The organism is Novosphingobium sp. KA1, from assembly GCF_017309955.1.
In the GTDB taxonomy this organism is placed as follows: domain Bacteria; phylum Pseudomonadota; class Alphaproteobacteria; order Sphingomonadales; family Sphingomonadaceae; genus Novosphingobium.
This window is the reverse complement of record NZ_CP021248.1, coordinates 615,178-635,518: the sequence shown is the minus strand read 5'-3', so window position 1 is coordinate 635,518 and position 20,341 is coordinate 615,178. Positions and strand designations below refer to the sequence as shown.

Here is a 20,341-nt window from a genome sequence, read left to right as displayed (position 1 = left end):
CATAATCATGTGGTTATTCGAACTAAGGCTCACAGTCGCGAAATTCCTGTTGTTTCGGGAGATCAAATCGAAGCGGAGATCAACGGTCATCCGGTACGTCTGCAAATTGACTTAGGGTTAAATGGCGTGGTCACATTGTCTGACGCAGCATGGAATCTCGTTTTCCCAAATGATAACCAACAAGCAGAAGGCAGCTCTCACCGAATTGAAGGTGCGAATCTTATGACTAGGCGCACGCTGGGTAATAGAATTACCTTCGCAGGATCGACTGTTGAAGGAGCACCAGTGGACAACTCTGACCCTTTGCCAGGCACGCAAGATGGTCTTTTGGGTCAAGGCTTGCTCGAAAGGGCTGAAATCATTCTTGATATTCCTGCTAAAAAACTGATCGTGATGCGTGCATTGAGGCCAGGCGAGACCGCCTGCCCGTCAAATGAAGCAGCCCCGAAATAATCAGCTTCGGTCGCGTTTCTCTCCCCGGCTTCACACAAGCTGTTCCAATGGGCCGACCTTTTAACCGCGCTTACCTCGCTGGTGGTGCTCGTAGCTGTCTCACGGTGGGCGCTCGATCCGTTCTTCGCTCTTCTGGCCCGGGCAAGAACGCGTGAAGTGCTCACCGCCGGCGCTCTTCTGGTAGTCTCGGCGCCGCGCTGCTCATGGACGCTGCGGGCATGTCCATGGCTATGGGCGCGTTCCTTGCAGGCGTAATGCTATCAAATTCCAGCTACCGGCATCAGATCGAAAGTGACAACGAGCCATTTCGCGGTTTGTTGATGCACTCTTCGAATGACACAATCGTGAAAAGAGAGATTGTCCCCGTGCGCGGAAGGACTCCGCCAGCGCAGTGCCACCACTATATGTTCACTAAATATCGCGTCTATCAAACTTCTGCCAAGGTAGCATTAGCTTTATTTAGCCTGCCGTGCATGCTCCGCCCTGGCTTGAAATGAATGGCACGCTTTGCGGGAACAGCAACCGACGCGCCGGTACGGGGGTTGCGGCCATTTTTGGCCTCGCGACGTCGAGTAGAAAAGGCCCCGAACCCTCTTAACTCTACGCGTCCGCCGTCGGCCAGCCGACCGACAATCTCTCCAAAGAAAAGGTCTACAATTTTCCCGCATTCCTCCAGGGTTATCTCTGGATGGTTTTTGTGCAGTGCGTCAACCAGTTCCGATTTTACCATTTCGCCCCTCGTGCTTTCGGATCCTTTTTCGCGTTTTCGACATAGTCGATGGCGTCCTTGACCGTACGGATTCTTTCGACATGACTATCAGGGATCGTGATTTTGAATGTGTCTTCAAGTGCCATCACTATTTCTACTACATCAAGACTGTCAGCGCCCAGATCTTCAAAAAATCTGGCATTTAAGGTGACTTGATCCGCATATATTCCCAGATGCTCGACGATCAGATCGACAACATCATTTGCGATTTCCGTCATATAAGCTCCATTCCGCCATTGGGCCGCGCTCGCAAACAAATCGCGTTACCATGCATATCATATCCGCTGTAGCTCGAGACCGCTGCGGGAAAGCAGACGGTTAACTGAAAGAGAGGCGTGGACCATTTTTTTCGATGCCAGCAGGTCGCCAACGGCCAGGCTGCGCACGAACCGGTGCGCGAAACCCGATATCCAAGTACGGGTTCACCTGCTGGCAGCCGTGCGAATTATCGCCGCCATTTGGCGGATGGCGTCCATGTCATCACTCTTCCAACCCACCTCGAGAAACTCCTTTTTTATGTCGACCGCGAGCGAGTCATCTCTTCCCGAAAAAACGTGAGCCGCATACCGGAAACTCTCGTCGCACATGATCAATGCAGCGTCGCCGCCGCGCGGGGCTTAGAAGTTTCCCTTGGCTGCCTCCTGCAGGATCAGCTTGTCCAGCGTCAGGTCCGAGATCGCCCGGCGAAGACGCTGGTTCTCTTTCTCCAGATCCTTCATCCGCCGCGCCTGATCGGTCTTCAGGCCGCCATATTCCTTCCGCCAGCGATAATAGGTCTGCTCGCTGACCGCGATCCGGCGGCAGGCTTCGGCCGTGCTCGCTCCCTGTGCCAGCACAATCTCAACTTCACGCAGCTTGCCGATAATCTCTTCCGGCTTGTGCTTCTTGCTCGGCATTCATCGTCCCTTTCGTGGTCCAGACTATCATAGTCTTTGGGCCACTCAGCAGGGGGCAGATCAGCTGTTCACTTAAGTGCCCCTGAAATCACTACAACTACCTAGCAATCCTATTCTCATCACAGCGCTTTGTCGACAAAGGCGAGGCCGGTTGTGAGGCCGGCACATTGGTAGATTGTCGTCATTTCGCCGCCATCCATCGGCAACATACGGATAGCTCCGCTCAAATCGCCAACGAACGCACGACGATTCTTAAGATCCAGCGCAAGCCCGATAGCCTCTTTCAGTCCCGTCGCCAGCACCACCTGATTGCGGAGCCCCTCGGGTGTAATATCCGCCCGATTTACACTGTTGCCATTCGCAGACGGATCTCCTCGGTCGGTCCAATAGATTTGGCCCCGATCCTCATCGATCTCAAGATCGATCGGTTCGGGTAGGCCATCCATCAAAAGGACCACATCGGAGCGGTCGTCCGGCGTCTGGCCGTCGGGAAGCTCCAAGCCCATCCGGAAAATGCGACCCTGTCCACCATCCGGAGAACCCTTCTGTGTCCAGTAAAGCATGTCCTCTGCAGGATCGAGCGCGATGCCGACACAGTGGCGCAGCACATCGGGCTGATCCTCGGGCCAAACACCCGTTCGCAGAAGCGTCTTCAAATTCGACCCGTCGAGAGAGCTTCGGTAGATTGCCATGCCTTCGCGATCACACCAATATAGGTGCTTGCCCTTGGCATCGAACTGCAATTGCTTTGGAGTTACGATCGTCCCTCCGCCGACCAGCGTGGAACGGCCAGTGCCATCTACCAAACAGGACTCGATTGTGCCGTCAGGATTGAGGAAATCCTCACCATGATCGGGCCACGCCCCCATGCTGGTCCAATAAATGACGCCATTGCTCGCATCGACCTGCACGCCATCAGGCGATCCGTCATCTGGCGCGAGCACGGTCCGGCACTCACCCGTATCGACATCCAGAGCCAGAATCTGCGCTGGATGCGCCAGCAAGATAAACAACGTGGCGGACATGATATTCTCCTTTCAAATCATCAGCGCGCATCGATGGACAGATCGGACCAATCCATGCCGGCCAGCCAGACGCCCTCGCGATAACGGTCCCGCAAATGCGCGGGGATTTCTGAGCGAACTTCGGGAATTTCCAGCCCTAGACTGAAGCGGCCCCTGCGACCAACGCCAACGTCGCACGGCAGGCGCGCGCCTAGGACTGGAGAAGATCCGCTTGCTCTATGTGCGCGGCTCACGACACCCTAAAGAAGCGGCTCATGCCATGTTCCTGCCAAGGCATGCTCAAGGTCCGTACGCGATCAGACAAATGGCTATTCCGCCACGCCCTGCGATCATCGGCAGGAAATTTGGACATTTCGCATCGCCATTTCTTCAGCGAAAAATGCAAGGGCAGCCCCATCGAGACCGAGGAGCCAAATTGCGCAGCAGGAATATCAAGCAAGACGGATCAACCTCGCATGTTTTTCAGCTAGGCTGAAATACAGGCACACCCCGATCTCATCTTGAACAATGCTGCTTTTTTTTGCCTGTTTTTGCGCGCAGATCGAAGCACGAGGCGCATATCAGACGTGCAAAGGCTTTTGGATTGCAGCCCCCTTCGCTGACCGCAGCCCATGCAAGAGAACATCGACAGGATAGGACCCCAATTCCGAAGAGGTCCTGCACTCGATCAGGTGCGCGCTACGAAGTGACTGCAGACCGTGCAGCATGCCCCACAGGATCATCGCCGCACGGTCGCCGTCGGCGCTGCCTACAAGATGCCCCATCGCTTCGCAAACGCGTAGCCACAATTGTTCTCGGAACCGAGGCCGTTCGAGTTTTGCCTCGCCCAGCGAGGTATCCTGGACGATCAGCAGATAAAGATCTGGGTTTTCCCGCGCGAATTTATCGTAAGCTGTGGCGATCGCTCGAATGGCGGCTTCCCCGCAAGTGCCTTCGTTGGCTGACGCCTCATTCAGATGGGCGTCCATCTCCTGGAGCATGCGGCGTGCGGCTTCGTCCGCAACCGCAGCAACAAGCGCATCCAGGCCTTCGAAATGCCGATATATCGCATTGGGAACCACACCCAAACGGCCTGCGACCTTGCGCAACGACAATGCTTCAGACCCTTGCCCCACTAGCAATTCCACCGCAGCAGCGACGATCTTGTCGCCGTCGATCTTTTTTGGGTAAGCCATAAGATGGACACTATCCACTTTACGATCTGACTGCAATGCGCCTTTTCCACCGAGCGACGCTGGATGCAGGGCTGCAGCCAGATCGGGTCATCTGGACGCCTCGAAAAACGCTGGCCTTTGCGGGGTAGATTTGATTCACTTCGCCGACGCTGTGGCGGAGGCAGAAATGGCAGGACAGCCGGGTTTCTTTGATCTTTCGGACCGATATGAGGCGCTGAGCGCGGCAGGCGATCCGCTGGAGCGGTTGTCGGCGGTGGTGGACTTCGAGCTATTCCGGGGACCGCTGGTGGCCGCGCTGCGCCGTGGTCCTCGTAACAAGGGCGGACGGCCGCCGTTCGATCCGGTGCTGATGTTCAAAATCTTGGTTCTACAGGCGTTGTATTCGCTGTCCGACGAGGCGACCGAGTTTCAGATCAAGGACCGGCTATCGTTTCAGCGTTTCCTGGGCGTGGGGCTGGAAGGCACCGTGCCCGATGCCACCACGGTCTGGCTGTTCCGCGAACGGCTTGTGACGGCCAAGGCGATCGACCGGCTGTTCGCGCGCTTCGATGTCGTGCTCAAGGACCAGGGATATCTGGCCATGGGCGGTCAGATCATTGATGCCACCGTTGTACCCGCACCCAAGCAGCGCAACACCCAGGAGGAGAAGACGGCGATCAAGGAAGGCCGTATCCCCAAGGAATGGACGCCTGCCAAGGTCCGGCAGAAAGACCGCGATGCGCGCTGGTCGATCAAATATAGCAAGGCCAAGGTCCAGGAAGGTGCCGATCCCAGGGCGGCAAAGCCGGTCGATCTGGCCATTCCGATGTTCGGCTATAAAAATCATATCGGCATCGATCGGGCTCACGGTCTGATCCGTACCTGGGATGTGAGCGCCGCCAATGCTCATGACGGGGCGCGACTGCCCGATCTGATCAGCAAGGATAACACTGCATCGGGCGTTTGGGCCGATACCGCCTATCGATCGAAGAAGAACGAGGCGTTCCTCGCCAAGGGCATGTTCACCAGCAACATCCACCAGAAGCGCCTACCCAGACGGCCGTTGCCTGAACGGATAGCCAGAGCCAATGCAAGGCGCTCAAAGGTCCGCGCCGCCGTTGAGCATGTTTTTGCCGGACAGAAACACCGCATGGGCCTTGTCGTCCGCACCATCGGCATCGCTCGCGCCACTATCAAGATCGGCATGGCCAACCTGGTCTATAATTTCCAGCGCCTCGCATGGCTCGAAGGCCGCGCTGCGCCTGCATGACACGAAAACCGGAATCAGCGATCGGCTCCGTCCAGAAAATCAACGGATCGGTGCAGCGGAATCGGCACTACCCGCCCGCTGCCGCCTCCTCCTGCGCCCAATTGGACATAATCCGACGGTTCTTCGAGGTGTCCATCTTGCAATGTTGAAGGCCGCAAGGTCGCTCAGTAGATCAAATGATCACGCATCGTGCCGTCGTCGAATAGAGCACGGCATTCGAAAATAAAGCTCTCGATCTTGGCCTGACGGCCGCCATATTTGCGCCTGGCGCAGGAGGCCACGAGGTAGGCCCCGCGTTCAATATCAGACACAGGAACGAATGCGAGAGCATCACCGAGCGGAGAAATATTCTGCGCTGATTTGACGTATCGCAAATAAACGCTATCGCACCGGCCAACTACAGCCTGCGCCCCGGCGCTCGTATTACTGCCAACGCTATAGGGCGGCGACAGGCCTTTATCTTGAAACATTGCTCTAAAAAGTTCCAGGGCGGGACCGTCCTGGATGAATAATTGAGGAAATTGAGCAAGCTCCTCCATCGAAATACTGCGACCAAGCTCGGCAAGCGGATGAGCGGCTCGCATTAAGGCATAAGGTTTTGGCTTACAAAGGACTTCTGTATCTATTGCCGCATCATCTGTCGTTTCGAGAACAAAGGTAACAAGCAGATCAACGGCCGCGTTTGTGATAGGGTTATTCCCTTCTTCCATGAACACAGTCTTCTGAGTTACGGCCAGATGCGGATGCTTGCGTTTCAGCCGTTCGACGGCCAATGGAATAAGAGACCAGCTCAATCCTTCTTGACATCCGATGACCAGTTCGCCTTCGAGGCTACGTCCGCGGGCAGGAAATAGCTGCTCCATTTCAATGGCTTCCTGGACGAATGGGCGCGCGCGCTCCAGCAATCTCGCGCCATCCATGGTAACCGACACCCCCGACGCCGGACGACGAATTAAAAGAGCCGTGTCAAGCAGCTTCTCGAGCGTTTCGACGTTATAGGCGACTGCGGACGGAGACATGTTGAGCACGCGCGACGCTTCCACCAGGCTGCCTTTATCGACCGCCACGACAAAACAGCGCAGTTGCTCAAGTTTCAGCATCTCTCCCTCAGCCTTTGTAGCCGCGTGGATGATCGAAGGTGGCCATCAACCGACCGCAACGGCATGTCATAGGGGACTCCCGCAAGGAAGTCCCCATCCACAACATTGCCGATCGTCCTGACAAAAATGGACGGACCAGTTCAGGCAGCCAGTTCTTCCGCAGTGAGATCATAAAGACCCTTGCCACCTTCGGCGACAGATGCAGCAAGGCCACTCGCCTCGGGGACAATGTGCGCAAGATACCAGTTTACGGTCGCGAGTTTTGCCTTGAGAAATGCAGAATCGCCCTCCCCGTTTGCAAGCAGACCTGCAGCCGCCGTTCCCTGACGTTCCAGCAACCACCCGCAGGTCATCACTGACACCATCGTCAGATAAGGCGCGCTCGCTGCCAACCTGTCGTCGGTCGACGCCTTGACCAGCACACCGGTCAAGGTAGAAATCTGGTCGGTCAAAGCGAGCAATCCGGCATTCTTCGTTTCCGACCGGACATCCGCAATGAGCGCATGCATTTGCGCGCCTTCGTCTCCAACGAGTTTGCGGCCTACCAGATCCGCGGCCTGGATGCCATTAGTCCCCTCATAGATCGGGGTTATGCGAACATCTCGATAGTGCTGCGCGGCACCGGTTTCCTCAATGAAACCCATGCCCCCGTGGACCTGCACACCCAAGCTTGCCACCTCACAGCCGACGTCTGTACCATGTGCCTTGGCAAGAGGCGTGAGCAGATCCAGCCTCTGCTTTGCCCCTTCGATGCCAAGATGGGCACGATCAAGTTCGCCCGCCGCGGCATATACAAGGGAACGAATGGCCTGGGTCTGCGCCTTCATACGCAAAATCATCCTTCGCACGTCGGGATGCTCGATGATGGCAACCGGTCCGCCCTCGGGGTTGCTCGCCCTGGGCGACTGAACTCGCTCGAGCGCATAAGCGACGGCCTGTTGGGTTGCTCGTTCGGCAATCTGGACACCTTGAAGGCCAACATTGAGGCGTGCATTGTTCATCATCGTGAACATTGCGCGCATTCCGCCAAATTCTGGCCCGATCAGCCATCCGCGACAATCATCATTGTCCCCAAAAGACATAACGCAGGTGGGAGAGGCGTGAATGCCAAGCTTGTGCTCAATGGAGGCGCAATGGACATCATTCCTGCTTCCGTCGGGCAGAAATTTAGGAACCAGGAAAAGGGATATCCCCCGCGTGCCCGCCGGCGCATCGGGTGTTCTGGCAAGCACCAAGTGAATGATATTCTCTGCAAGATCATGCTCGCCGAAGGTAATGAAGATCTTGTTTCCCTTTACCCGCCAGCTGCCATCTCCGGCAGGCGTTGCGCTCGAGCGAAGGGCCCCCACATCCGAACCCGCATTGGGCTCGGTGAGGTTCATCGTCCCGGTCCACTCTCCCGTGACCAGCTTGGGAAGATAGGCAGCCTGGAGCTCGGGGGAGCCATGCTTCACGAGGGCTTCGATCGCCCCTTGTGTGAGCATCGGCCCAAGACTAAATCCAAGATTTGCCGCCCCCAGGCTTTCGGCAACGCCGAAGGCGAGCGTACTGGGCAGGCCCTGTCCTTCGAATGCGGAGGGGGCCGCAATAGTGCCCCATCCGCCCTCGACATATGTTCGGTAAGCCTCGCGAAAGCCGGGCGGCATTGTTACGACAGTGTCGTTCCACCGAGGCGGATTGGTGTCACCGACACGGTTGAGCGGCGCCCACTCATTAGCCGCCAGGGACGCGGCGCCGTCGAGAATGGCGTCGACCATGTCAGACTCTGCAGCGGCGAACTGGTCCTGCGAGGTAATTTCTGCCAGCCGCACGACGTGATCAAGTACGAAGCGCTGCTCGGCAACTGGAGGACGAAATGTCACGATACGTTCCTTTAGCGTATAAGAGATCTACGACCGGCGTTGTGTCACAATTTGCCTATCAGTTCCGGCACCACCTTGAACAGATCACCGACCAGGCCGATGTCGGCCACCTGGAAGATCGGCGCATCCTCGTCCTTGTTGATGGCGATGATGGTCTTGCTGTCCTTCATGCCGGCCAGATGCTGGATCGCGCCGGAGATGCCGACGGCGATATAGACTTCCGGCGCGACGATCTTGCCGGTCTGGCCGACCTGATAGTCGTTGGGGACATAGCCCGCATCGACCGCAGCGCGCGAGGCACCAACGGCCGCGCCGAGCTTGTCGGCCAGCGGCATGATATATTCCTCGAAGGTCGGACCATCCTTGAGCGCACGGCCACCCGACACGATGATCTTGGCGCTGGTCAGTTCGGGCCGTTCCAGCTTAGCGATCTCGGCGCCGACGAAGGAGGAGATACCCTTGTCGCCGGTCGAGGCCACGGCTTCCACCGCGCCATTGCCGCCTTCCTTGGCTGCCTTTTCAAAGGCCGTGCCGCGAACGGTGATGACCTTCTTGGCATCCTTCGACTTGACCGTGGCAATCGCGTTGCCGGCATAGATCGGACGGGTGAAGGTGTCTTCGCTCTCGACCGAAAGGATGTCACTGATCTGCATGACGTCCAGCAGGGCGGCGACGCGCGGCGCGATATTTTTGCCGTTGCTGGTGGCCGGCGCGACGAACGCGTCATGATGGCCCATCAGTTCGACGATCAGCGGCGCGACATTCTCCGGCAGCGCATGGCCGAAGGCCGCGTCGTCGGCGACATGGACCTTGCCGACGCCGGCGATCTTGGCGGCTTCGGCGGAAACGCCGTCGACGCCCTGGCCAGCGACCAGCAGATGGACTTCGCCCAGCTTGGCGGCGGCGGTCACGGCGGAAAGGGTCGCGTCCTTGACGGCGCCGCCCTCATGTTCAACCCAAACGAGCGCCTTCGTCATGCTGCAACTCCCAGAGCCTTGAGCTTGGCCACCAATTCATCGACATCGGCAACCTTGATGCCAGCCGAGCGCTTGGGCGGTTCGGAGACCTTGAGCGTCTCCAGACGGGCGGCGATATCGACGCCATAGTCGGCCGGCGTCTTGGTCGCCAGCGGCTTGGACTTCGCCTTCATGATGTTCGGCAGCGACGCATAGCGCGGCTCGTTCAGACGCAGGTCGGTGGTGATGATCGCCGGGGTGGCGAGCTTCACCGTCTCCAGGCCGCCATCGACTTCGCGGGTGACGTTGACCTTGTCGCCCTCGACCTCGACCTTGCTGGCGAAGGTGCCCTGCGGCAGGTTCAGCAGCGCGGCGAGCATCTGGCCGGTCTGGTTGCTGTCATCGTCGATCGCCTGCTTGCCCAGGATGATCAGACCAGCGCCTTCCTCTTCCTGCACCTTGGCGAGCAGCTTGGCGACGCCCAGCGGTTCCACCTCATCATCGGTCTGGATCAGGATGGCGCGATCAGCGCCCATCGCCAGCGCCGTGCGCAGCGTTTCCTGCGCCTTGGCGACGCCGATCGACACTGCCACGACCTCGGTCGCCGCGCCCTTTTCCTTCAGGCGAATGGCTTCCTCGACGGCGATTTCGTCGAACGGGTTCATGCTCATCTTGACGTTAGCCCGGTCCACGCCCGTGCCATCCGCCTTCACGCGCGGCTTTACGTTGTAATCGATAACCCGCTTAACAGGCACAATTATCTTCATTTCTAATCCTTCCAGATATTCAGATACGTTCCCAAATCGCGGCGATCCCCTGGCCGCCACCTATGCACATGGTAGCAAGGCCAAAGCGACCACCGGAGCGTTGCAACTCGTAAACCAGCTTGGTTGTGATGATCGCGCCGGTCGCCCCAACCGGATGTCCAAGGGAAATGCCACTGCCGTTGGGATTTACCTTCTCGGAATTGAATCCGAGTTCCTTCGAAACCGCGCACGCCTGAGCGGCAAAAGCTTCGTTCGATTCAATAACATCCAGAGCATCAACCGAGAGACCTGCACGTTCAAGAGCCTGTCGCGTCGCTGGTACTGGCCCAATCCCCATATAAGCAGGATCCACGCCTGCATGGCCATAGGAAACAAGGCGAGCAAGGGGCGTGAGCCCATGCTCCCTGACCGCAGCTTCCGATGCCAGGAGAACAGCTCCCGCGCCGTCGTTGATACCCGAGGCATTGCCTGCAGTGACCGTTCCGTTTTCGCGCTGGAAAACAGGCTTAAGACTTTCCAAATCCGAAGCTTGCGCGTTCATGCGGACATGCTCGTCCGTGTCAAAGACCACAGAGCCCTTTCGCGAGCTGATCTCTACCGGAACGATCTGATCACGAAAACGTCCTTCCGCAATCGCCCGGGCAGCCCGTTGCTGACTCTCGAGCGCCAAAGCATCCTGGTCAGCGCGACTGATCTGATATTCACGTGCCACATTTTCCGCCGTCACGCCCATATGAATTTTGTGAAACGGATCGGTCAGGGCGCCGTTGAGGCCATCAAGCATTACAGTATCGCCCATTCTTTGTCCCCAACGCGTGCCAGGGGAATAATAGGCCGCCCGGCTCATCACCTCGACGCCACCTCCGATTGCAACTTTGCAATCTCCCAACATGATCGACTGGGAAGCGCTGATAATGGCCTGCAATCCCGATCCGCAAAGCCGATTGACCGTCAATGCAGGAACTTCCTTGGGTATACCTGCTGTAATGGCAGCAATCCGAGCTACATAAGCATCGCGCGGCTCGGTAAGCACCACACTGCCCATTACGACGTGTCCGACCAACTCGGGCGCCAAGCCGCTCCGCTCAATAGTGGCGCGGATCGGAATTGCTCCGAGTTCACCGGGTTGCTGGTCCTTCAACGCGCCGCCAAAAGACCCAATCGCCGTTCGCGCAGCCGATACAAGATAGACATTGGTCATGGAATTCTCCGCAGAATTTAGGAAATTACTGATTAAGAGATTCAAAGCTTTCGCCACCGGCAGCCAATCGCCCGATCAACGGGGACGGCGTCCAGGCCCAGCCGTTGCGGCCTTGCGCAAGAGCGTTGAGTTGCTCAAACACCGACGGCAGACCAATTTGGTCAGCCTGGAACATCGGCCCTCCGCGTTCACGTGCGAACCCATATCCGAGCAAATAGGTCATATCGATATCGATCGGACGATAGGCGATACCCTCCTCAAGGATTTTTGCACCTTCGTTGATCATTGCAAGGAGGCAGCGGCTTATAATTTCTTCGTCGCTGATTTCGCGCCGCTCAATGCCGAATTCATCAGAGTAACCTACAATGAGCTGTTCTATTTCCGGGTCAACCTGCGCCGTGCGGCCATCGGGATAAAGGTAGAATCCTTTACCCGACTTCTGCCCGAACCTGCCCAGTTCGCAGATCCGATCCGGAATACCCGAGTAGGGGCGTTCAGGATTCTGCACTGCCCTGCGCTTGCGAATGGCCCACCCAATATCCTGACCGGCAAGGTCCATGGTGCGGCATGGTCCCATGGCCATGCCCCATTTTTCCATTGCCGCATCGATCTGCTGCGGAAGTGCGCCTTCCTCGAGCATGAAGTAGACTTGACGAAGATATTCTTCGAATATCCGGTTGCCGATAAATCCGTCACACACGCCCGATATAACACCGACCTTACCAATACGCTTTGCAAATGCCATGGCGGCCACGAGCAATTCCGGTGCTGTTTCACGGCCTCGAACGACCTCAAGCAATTTCATGATGTTGGCGGGCGAGAAGAAATGCAGCCCTATGACGCGCGAGGGATTCTTCACGAAACCTGCGATCACATCCAGGTCAAGGGTGGAGGTGTTACTGGCCAGAATAGCGTCCGGACGCGTGTGTTGGTCAAGAGCGGTAAAGACCTTCTTCTTGACCTCTATATCTTCGAAAACGGCTTCGATAACCAGGTCGACCCGGGACATAGCTGACAGATCATCGGCAATGCAAAGGGCGGCAAAACGTGCATCCGCGATCCGCTGATCGATTCGGCCTTTGTTCACATCGCGCTGAATGGTAGTTCTTATGGTGCTTTCAGCCTTGGCCCGTACTTCCGGCTGGAGATCGACGATCGTTACGTCCAGTCCAGCATTGAGAAGAGCGATAGCGATCCCGGTACCCATGACGCCGCCACCCACAACCCCGACGCGTTTGATGTCGCGCTGATTGATCTCCTTGGACAATCCGGGAATTCGGGCGACCTTGCGCTCGCCAAAGAATGCATGGCGCAGCCCGCGCGAAGCTTCGGTTGCAAGGAGCGTTGTGAATAGTCGGGCTTCGACCGCTTGCCCTGCACTGAAGAGTTCATCCATCACAGCAACGCTATCGATGATATATGCTTGCGCGGGACTAAGAGACCTTTTTGACAGATTTTCTCGCGCATCCAGAACCGCTTCACGCAAGTCCTTGGGCAAGGGCAAATCGCCTGTGCGCCGGATCTGATCCGTGGCCGCCTGGCGTGCCATCTCCAGTGCGGCGACAGCGAGATCACCGGCGATCAGATCCACTAGGCCCAATGCCAGGGCCGTAGATGCGTCCACCGGCGCACCATCCAACATCATCTTGAGCGCAGCCCTTGCTCCAATAAGGCGGGGCAAGCGTTGCGTTCCACCGGCGCCAGGCAGAAGTCCAAGCAGAACTTCGGGAAGCGCCATCCTGGCTGCGGGCGATGCAATGCGCCTGTGGCATGCCAGGGCAAGTTCAAGACCGCCACCGTAGCAAATGCCATGGATGGCTGCGACTACGGGCTTGCTGCAGCGCTCGAGACGATCGACAAGGCCCGGAAGCCCGGGCTCAAGCCAGGGCTTATCAAACTCGGAAATATCCGCCCCCCCCGAAAACAAGGCCCCTCCCCCCCGAATGACAATTGCGCTGACACATGAATTGGCATCGGCACTGTCCAAGGCCTCAAGCAACTGGCGGCGCGAAGCTGCACCAAGGGCATTGACCGGTGGATTATCCAGAACGATTTCAAGAATATCCTGATGGTAATTCAACTGCATAGTGCGGCTCCGATTAGGCCGGTAAACGGACAGGACGTCAATGCACGCCTCTAACCGTTGCCTCGCCATCAATGATGATTGATTGACCTGTGATGTAAGGAGCTGCCTGAGACGCGAGAAAAAAGGCAGCACCGCCGATACCGGTCGGCTCACCGATCCTGCCGAGGGGCAGTGCTTCGCAAAGCCTGAACTCGGCAGCCGGATCTTCCCAAAGTGGTTTGGCGAAATCAGTACGAATGCCCCCCGGAGTAATCGCGTTAACACGGATATTGGAATCCCCCGGTTCGACAGCGAGGTTGCGGACAGGCTGAAGGTCTGCGGCCTTCGACATGTTATAGGCGCTGATCTTGTCGGCCCCGATCATGGCTCCGATCAACGAAACCACATTGATCGTCGCGACTACTTCTTCGCATGCCGCCTGCGTCCCGCTCGAAACCGCCACCCGAGCGCCAGCCTCTGCCAACGCTTCCACGACAGCCCTGTCGATCCCACGCGACGCCCCCGTCTCACGCGCTACTTTGCCGGCAAGATCAAAAAGCGACACCATTTACTCCTTCCAAGGCCCAAGCCCTGTACGAGTCGTCGAACTCGCAGCCCTTCGCTGCCCACATCAGCAAGACCTGGTTCGGCACTTGCAAAAGAATCACGCAGAAAACTGCCTTGGCTCTCATCCTGTACGATCACTCAAAAATCAGATATGCAGTTTCACGTCAAGGCAAATCGATATGCTGTGGGTTGTGTTGCTCAATCGAACCGCCGTGCTAGGAGAGAGAGAATGAATTACAACAAGGCCAGACAAGTCTCCGCCCTTGGCGAGCGCGTGGTATCCGGCGCCGATGAATCTGATCGCGACGCGCGCGCCCGCATCATTCGCGCAACTGTGACGGTCATGGCTGACAGGGGCCTCGCCGGTCTTAGCTACCGCCAGGTTGCCTCGCGTGCCAAAGTTAGCCTTGCGCTTGTCAACTATTATTATCCCAGCAAATTTGGCCTCGTGGCCGCCGCATCCTCAGCGATCCTGGAACGCTATACAGACGCATTCGCACGCGCAGCATCCCGCTTTAGATCGGGCGCGCCCCCCAGCTTTCGTGACTTCGCCTATCGGCTCGTTGGAAATGCAACAGACAGAGATCGGACGCTCACGCTTGCCTGGGCGGAAATCGCCCTCGACGCCGTGCGCCATGAGGAAAGCCTTTCTCTCGCCCAAGCCTGGAACGTCAGCATTTCAAAATTATGGTCTGACATCGCTGAGGCTACTGGAGAGCCCAATCCTCACCGCATAGCTCGTTCCGGGATCGATCTGGTCATGGGACTGCTGTTTTTTGTCACGGCACTGCGACTGGATCAGGAGCAAGTCGACCAGGTCCTGAACCACGAAGGCCAACCCACGGACCTTTGGCCCCCCTCGACATGTTCCGCTCCCTCGAAGCCTCCAGCGGCGACGAACAAGGCGCAGCGTACCCGTAATCTGATCCTCGGAGCTGCAATCGACCTTCTGATATCAGAAGGCGCGGCAGAGGTCAGCTTCAGAACAGTCGCGGAGAAAGCCGGCCTGACAGCAACGGCGCCCGCATATCATTTCCGGACAACAGATGCACTGCTTGCTTCGGCGGGCATGCTTCTCGTGGAGAATTCCAAGCAGCGTTACCGCGGGGTGATGCAAAGCCTAGATCGTCAAGCTGTGACCTTCGAAAATCTGGTCGAAGTGACGACGACCATTTTCATCCGCGAAGCCACTGAATTTTCAGCGCTCAACCTCGCGTTTTTTTCGACCTGGATCGAAGCCTCGCGGCGACCAGAGCTCCGGCAAACTATCTGGGGCTTCGTTCGCGGTATCTATCGCGGTTGGCAGACTGTCTTTGAACTTGCGGCGAAGCGAAGCTTGCCCCCCGTTACCGGCATACTTGGCTTTGCATTGTTCGTCGGCAAACTTGTGAGAATTCTTTCGACAGGCTCCAAGACAATGGACCTAGCCTCTATTCGGAGAGAGTTTACCGAGGATTTCCACAAGCTATGCTTCGAGAGTTTCTGGGATCCTGACGCCAATCGCACTCGATCTTAGCCAAAACCGAATCCGCTTTCAGCAGCATCCAACTTATTCAACTTAGCTTTCTTCCATAACTTTCCCATGGATCAACCGCTCGCGAAGTTCGCGTCGCAAGATCTTCCCAACGCTCGATTTGGGCATTTCCTCGATCATATGGATATGACGTGGCACCTTATAGGCCGCCATATTTTCTCGGCAATGCACACGAATGCGCTGCACATCAAAGTTTTGCGTCCTGCCCACAACAAACAGCACAACAGCTTCCCCGGTGGTTTGGTCCGGAACGCCGACACAAGCGCACTCGACCACATCAGCCAGTTGCGAGACGGTAACTTCCACCTCATTGGGGTAGACATTGAAGCCGGACACGAGAATCATGTCCTTCTGTCGGTCGACAATATAGTAGCGGCCGTTTTCATCTTGCCGCGCAAGGTCTCCAGTTCGGAAATAGCCATCGCTCGTCATGACTTGCAATGTCGCCGCCGGTTGTCGCCAATAGCCCTGCATCACCTGGGGACCGCGCGCGCAAAGCTCCCCAACCTCTCCCCTTGGAACATCGGCGCCATTCTCGTCGCGGATAGCCAGTTCGGTCCCCGGGACCACCTCGCCAATGCTCCCGAGAAACCGTTCCTCGGCAAACGGTGTGCAAGTCAGAATAGGCGATGTCTCGGAGAGGCCATAGCCTTCTCGAATATGCCTGCCGGTCAATGCCTTCCAACGTGAGGAGACCACCTCCTGCACCGGCGCGCCGCCGCCCATCGCCAGCAGCTTGGGGTCAAAGTCCAACTCCGCAAAGGATGGCTCCGCAGCAAGCGCCTTGAACAACGTGTTTACCCCAGTCACAAAGTTGATCTTGTGACGTTGCCAGAGCGCAGAGATCTCCCTCAGATCGCGCGGATTGGGAATGAGGACATTCTTCGCTCCGAGCGAAAGCATGCACATCATGTTCACGGTCAGCGCAAATATATGGTAAAGTGGAATGGCTGTCAGGACGTTGATCTGCCTGACGTTATCCTCCTCACCCCAAATCGCTTGAAACTGCCGAACATTCGCCATGATGTTGCCGTGGCTAAGCATCGCTCCTTTGGGCAGCCCAGTTGTCCCTCCCGTATATTGAAGGAACGCCAAATCCTCCTTCCCCAGATGATCGACGATATCCGGCGCCGGGAACTTGGAGCCGAGGGCATCTTCGAAATCGGCGACCTGCCAGATAGCTGGTAGAGAGAGCAAGTCTTCTTCATGCAAATTGTCGACCAAGATGACCGATCGTATCGAACGGACATCGGCCCCTCTGATCGCAGGCAGGGAAAGCGACGTTGTGATGATAACGTCGGCCTCGGAATCATTTAGCAGATGCTTCAACTCATGCGCGGTATAATAGGGATTGATATTCACCTGGACTGCGCCCGCACGCACGATCCCCGCAACGGCGATCGGAAAAGCCATGATGTTAGGCAGCATAACGGCGACCCGGTCGCCCCGGTTTACTGAGCATTGCTGGCGCAAGAAACCCGCGAGCGCTCCGGCTTTCAACCACAGGGCTTCATAGCTAAGTTCGCGATCCCCCTCAACGAACGCCACGCGCCCGGAAAATTCCGTGCAGCAGTCCCTGATGTAGACGGCAAGATTGCCGGTTCCGATTTGAGGGGGCATTTTCAACCATCCTGAGTCTGATTTTAAATTGGCATGGGCCGGCAAAATGCCGGCCCAAGATTCCATCCTGTCACTTAGTTCGAGAAGCGAAGCTCAACACCAAACACGCGCCCTTTTGAGAGCGGCGAGAATGTGCCACCCAGGGGGACAGGTCCGAGCCGTGCCGGCAACTGGGTATCCCCGCCGATCTGCACGTCGTTTGTGAGGTTTTGACCGAATATTGTAATGGTCCCCCTGTCATCGAGAACGTGGAAGGCCAAGCTCGCATCGATCCGGTCGGCAGCATTGAGTTGACCGCGATTGTTATCGGTATAAGCCGAGCTGTCGCGATGCGAATACCCCACCCGGAGCGTTGTCGTCCCAACTGCTGGCAGATCTCTTTCCACAGAAAGGCCGATATTTGCCGTGAAAGGAGCGAGACGTGGGATATCGAGATCCTTGTCCGCCCCGTTTACGAGACCGTCGCCGTTGAGATCGAAAATGACATTAGTATATTTTCCGTCCGTGTAGCCGGCAGATCCCTCAAGAACAACACCCTCCGCAAGTGGGATCGTCGCGTCGGCTTCGATACCCATGATTCTCGCATCAGCCGTATTTTTGATCACCTGCACCACGCCCGAAACAGGATCCGACAAATTCACCTCGCGCTGCATGTCGGCAATTTTCATATAGAATGCCGCCACATTGAAGCGCGCACGGCCGAACGGCTCCGTCTTGAAACCCAGTTCCCAGGAATCGACTTTTTCGTCGCGGAAGGGCCCAGGGCCAAAATTCGCCAGATCGGTTGCGGTGTTGCGAAAGTTGAAGCCGCCGGCACGATATGCCCGCGCATAGTTGGCATAGCTTCTAACGGTCGGCGAAATTTCATACTGGATACCCAAGCGAGGGGACCAACTGCCCTTCGAAACCTTGCCCGTAAAGTCGTAAGGGCAGGTACCATCGATGATGTCGCAGGGCTTGTTTACATTCGCTGAAAGCGAAGCGATCTTGTCGTCCTTTCGTTCATGGGACCAACGCAAACCGGGGCTGATCGTAAGAGCATCTGTGAGCTTGAAATCCACATTAGCGAACAGACCAAATGTCTCCTGGTCCTGATACCCCCCACCATATTGATGACGGGCGCCTCCAAGGAGCCGGCGATGCTCGTTATAATAAATCTTCTGAGTGAAGTAAAAAAATCCGGTCGTGAGTTCGATATCGTCTGTAACATCTCCGTTGAAACGTAGCTCATCCGAAAATTGGTGCTGCTTAACGTCGATATTTGCGTGGAAAAGATCCCTCGGACTTGAATCGATATCGGACAGAGCCTCTTGCTTGTAGCGGCGATAACCGGCGATGTTCGTGATGGTGCCGGGACCAACATCAAGATTGATCTCGCCGCTCACCTGATCCCATTTGGAATCATAGAAGCCGGGTTCGTCAATCGAGAAGCCGAAGCTATCGCGGCTGAAATTGCCCCATGCTCCCGGAACCCCATCCCCGTTCGTGTGGGATTGGCCTGCCGGCCCGTCGCCGTGCGAGTCACCATGCTCATATTTGACCAGCACCGACAGATCGCTCGAGGGCGTGAACTTGAGGCCGCCTCTCAACAGCCAGGTGCGGGACTCGCCAAAATCCTCCTTGCGCGCGCCGACAGTACGCTCGAACCAGCCATCATCCTTGTTATAGTAAACACCCAATTTGGCCGACAACACATCTTTTACCAACGGTCCACGCACCACGCCGGAAACGGTATAGCTGCCGCCGGTCCCTCGCAGGCCCGACGTGGCAGAGGCCTTGAAATCATATTTCAGTGTGTCGGAGGGATCCGTAGTGTTGACGAGAACTGCACCGCCCGTGACATTTCGACCGAAGAGGACTCCCTGGGGGCCACGGAGCACTTCGACCGATTTGAGGTCAAAGGCGTCGAAGACGACACCGCCATTGATGCCCTGATAGATACCGTCCACGAAGGTGCCCACGGCCGGATCGATGGAGGGAATCGAGGAATTTACGCCGAGGCCGCGGATGCTGAAGTTCGCAACACCCTTCGTGGTTCCGACGTCATCCATCGAAACATTGGGGGCCTTGAAGGCGATCTGGGAAATATCCTTGATCTGCATCGCACGGAGCTGATCTTCACCAAAGGCCGAGATCGCCACAGGTGCTCTCTGGGCGTTGGTCCCCCCGGCCTGCTTTGTTGCCGTCACAACGATTTCGCCGAGCAAGGCATCGGTGTCGCGACTGCGCCCCGCGACCTGAGCATCTTCCTGAGCAAATGCAGGTGCTGCACAAAGACTTACTGCCAAGCCGAAGCCTGATAGGCCGGAATATAGCATCTTTTTCATGATTTCCTCTCCCTGTTAGGATTGCGAGGATTTCCTCGTCTGCAGTAGAAATAGGATGTTCCAATTCCGAGTAAAAACGCTATTATTCGGACAAGAACCCCAAAAAAATTGAGGATCGGCCTCGTCGGTGCTGATGGAATAATATTGCGCGAGGGCTTGGAGACGGCTTCGGGCAAGAGCGAGGGCTTTGGTGCCGGAAAAAGGCGTCCTGCAGTGACGAAGAGCAATCAGTCGCCGTTAATCCGCAAGAAACACGAAAGCTGGCAGTTCAACTGAATGAATGACATCTGACACGAGGCGAGCTAGCTTCCTTCGTCAACCGATGGCGCAAATCTGCCAAGGAAATCCTGGATGATTTCTAATGCCTCAGGTTCGTCAAGCAGCGGCGCATGACCATGGTCGTGCCGACGCCAACCGCCCGTCCCTGCACAGCGGCAATCAGCGGCTTGTCCGTCTCGGCGATCGCCTGAATGAAGCGGAGGACATTGGTCAGGCCGCCTGGCTTGCTCGATGCGAATTCCATGACATCGTTGCCGGCGGTGAACATATCGCCCTCTCCACGTAAGACGACAACCCGGATGGCCGGGTCGTTGCGAGCCGCCTCGATCTGATCGGCAAGCACGCCGTACATGGCGTCGGTCAGCGCATTCTTCTTGTCGGGACGGTTCATGATGAGCGTCAGAATACCGCCCGTCCTGTTCACCTTTATATGGTCCGTCACGCATCGCTCCTCGTGTAGGTCCTGGCGCCGCAGCGCCGGTTCTTTAGAATGTCT

The 20,341-nt window shown here is 56.9% G+C and carries 18 protein-coding genes and 1 pseudogene; 4 read left to right on the top strand and 15 right to left on the bottom strand.

All coding sequences use genetic code 11. The features are described from left to right. The first annotated feature begins 9 nt into the window (after window positions 1-9). Entirely contained in the window at window positions 10-453 is a 444-nt protein-coding gene (locus CA833_RS20775) for an aspartyl protease family protein (RefSeq protein ID WP_146037209.1), read from the top strand. 203 nt (window positions 454-656) lie between these two features. Further along, the gene (locus CA833_RS20770; RefSeq protein ID WP_207081022.1) at window positions 657-950 is read left to right on the top strand and encodes a cation:proton antiporter; all 294 of its coding nucleotides are present in this window, start codon (window positions 657-659) and stop codon (window positions 948-950) included. Here the strand turns inward: CA833_RS20770 and CA833_RS20765 are convergent. The 5 genes and pseudogenes from CA833_RS20765 to CA833_RS20745 form a co-directional block, all read right to left on the bottom strand. Beyond that, the gene (locus CA833_RS20765; protein WP_103095166.1) at window positions 881-1,183 is read right to left on the bottom strand and encodes an HU family DNA-binding protein; all 303 of its coding nucleotides are present in this window, start codon (window positions 1,181-1,183) and stop codon (window positions 881-883) included. The genes CA833_RS20770 and CA833_RS20765 overlap by 70 nt on opposite strands. After that, window positions 1,177-1,440, bottom strand: coding sequence for an acyl carrier protein (locus CA833_RS20760; RefSeq protein WP_103095165.1), 264 nt, complete (start codon window positions 1,438-1,440; stop codon window positions 1,177-1,179). The genes CA833_RS20765 and CA833_RS20760 overlap by 7 nt, the downstream gene beginning before the upstream one ends. 334 nt (window positions 1,441-1,774) lie before the next feature. Continuing rightward, window positions 1,775-2,118, bottom strand: a pseudogene (locus CA833_RS20755) (transposase); the annotation flags it as partial. Between the two features lie 119 nt (window positions 2,119-2,237). Next, window positions 2,238-3,143 (bottom strand): hypothetical protein, encoded by a 906-nt coding sequence (locus CA833_RS20750; protein ID WP_207081021.1) that lies wholly within the window; start codon window positions 3,141-3,143, stop codon window positions 2,238-2,240. A 560-nt stretch (window positions 3,144-3,703) separates the two neighbouring features. Then, a complete protein-coding gene (locus CA833_RS20745) occupies window positions 3,704-4,318 on the bottom strand; it encodes a TetR/AcrR family transcriptional regulator (RefSeq protein WP_103094809.1) in 615 nt (204 codons plus the stop codon). Between the two features lie 166 nt (window positions 4,319-4,484). On the opposite strand from CA833_RS20745, the gene CA833_RS20740 reads away from it, so the two are divergent. Beyond that, a complete protein-coding gene (locus tag CA833_RS20740; protein WP_207081020.1) occupies window positions 4,485-5,567 on the top strand; it encodes an IS5 family transposase in 1,083 nt (360 codons plus the stop codon). Between the two features lie 164 nt (window positions 5,568-5,731). Here CA833_RS20740 and CA833_RS20735 read toward each other — a convergent pair whose 3' ends face one another. The 7 genes from CA833_RS20735 to CA833_RS20705 all read right to left on the bottom strand — a co-directional run bounded on the left by CA833_RS20735 (window position 5,732) and on the right by CA833_RS20705 (window position 14,086). After that, complete coding sequence (locus CA833_RS20735; protein ID WP_103094808.1) at window positions 5,732-6,667, bottom strand: LysR family transcriptional regulator; 936 nt, start codon at window positions 6,665-6,667, stop codon at window positions 5,732-5,734. Between the two features lie 140 nt (window positions 6,668-6,807). Then, window positions 6,808-8,529: an acyl-CoA dehydrogenase gene (locus CA833_RS20730; RefSeq protein WP_207081019.1), complete on the bottom strand. Its 1,722-nt coding sequence runs from the start codon at window positions 8,527-8,529 to the stop codon at window positions 6,808-6,810. Window positions 8,530-8,573: 44 nt separating this feature from the next. Further along, window positions 8,574-9,506: an electron transfer flavoprotein subunit alpha/FixB family protein gene (locus tag CA833_RS20725; protein ID WP_103094807.1), complete on the bottom strand. Its 933-nt coding sequence runs from the start codon at window positions 9,504-9,506 to the stop codon at window positions 8,574-8,576. Next, complete coding sequence (locus tag CA833_RS20720) at window positions 9,503-10,252, bottom strand: electron transfer flavoprotein subunit beta/FixA family protein (protein WP_207081018.1); 750 nt, start codon at window positions 10,250-10,252, stop codon at window positions 9,503-9,505. The genes CA833_RS20725 and CA833_RS20720 overlap by 4 nt, the downstream gene beginning before the upstream one ends. A gap of 19 nt (window positions 10,253-10,271) precedes the next feature. Next, on the bottom strand, window positions 10,272-11,453 hold the full coding sequence (locus CA833_RS20715) for an acetyl-CoA C-acyltransferase family protein (RefSeq protein WP_103094805.1): 1,182 nt from the start codon (window positions 11,451-11,453) through the stop codon (window positions 10,272-10,274). 25 nt (window positions 11,454-11,478) lie between these two features. Further along, on the bottom strand, window positions 11,479-13,539 hold the full coding sequence (locus CA833_RS20710; protein WP_207081017.1) for a 3-hydroxyacyl-CoA dehydrogenase NAD-binding domain-containing protein: 2,061 nt from the start codon (window positions 13,537-13,539) through the stop codon (window positions 11,479-11,481). Window positions 13,540-13,576: 37 nt separating this feature from the next. After that, a complete protein-coding gene (locus tag CA833_RS20705; protein ID WP_370584607.1) occupies window positions 13,577-14,086 on the bottom strand; it encodes an SDR family NAD(P)-dependent oxidoreductase in 510 nt (169 codons plus the stop codon). Window positions 14,087-14,314: 228 nt separating this feature from the next. Here CA833_RS20705 and CA833_RS20700 point away from each other — a divergent pair, with 228 nt between their 5' ends. After that, window positions 14,315-15,601 (top strand): TetR/AcrR family transcriptional regulator, encoded by a 1,287-nt coding sequence (locus tag CA833_RS20700; RefSeq protein ID WP_207081016.1) that lies wholly within the window; start codon window positions 14,315-14,317, stop codon window positions 15,599-15,601. Between the two features lie 42 nt (window positions 15,602-15,643). Here CA833_RS20700 and CA833_RS20695 read toward each other — a convergent pair whose 3' ends face one another. From CA833_RS20695 to CA833_RS20685, 3 genes are all read right to left on the bottom strand, one after another. Further along, entirely contained in the window at window positions 15,644-17,305 is a 1,662-nt protein-coding gene (locus tag CA833_RS20695) for a long-chain fatty acid--CoA ligase (RefSeq protein ID WP_207081015.1), read from the bottom strand. An 8-nt stretch (window positions 17,306-17,313) separates the two neighbouring features. After that, window positions 17,314-19,566 (bottom strand): TonB-dependent receptor, encoded by a 2,253-nt coding sequence (locus CA833_RS20690; protein ID WP_242526570.1) that lies wholly within the window; start codon window positions 19,564-19,566, stop codon window positions 17,314-17,316. A gap of 358 nt (window positions 19,567-19,924) precedes the next feature. Next, entirely contained in the window at window positions 19,925-20,287 is a 363-nt protein-coding gene (locus CA833_RS20685) for an enoyl-CoA hydratase-related protein (protein WP_207081014.1), read from the bottom strand. Between the last annotated feature and the right edge of the window lie 54 nt (window positions 20,288-20,341).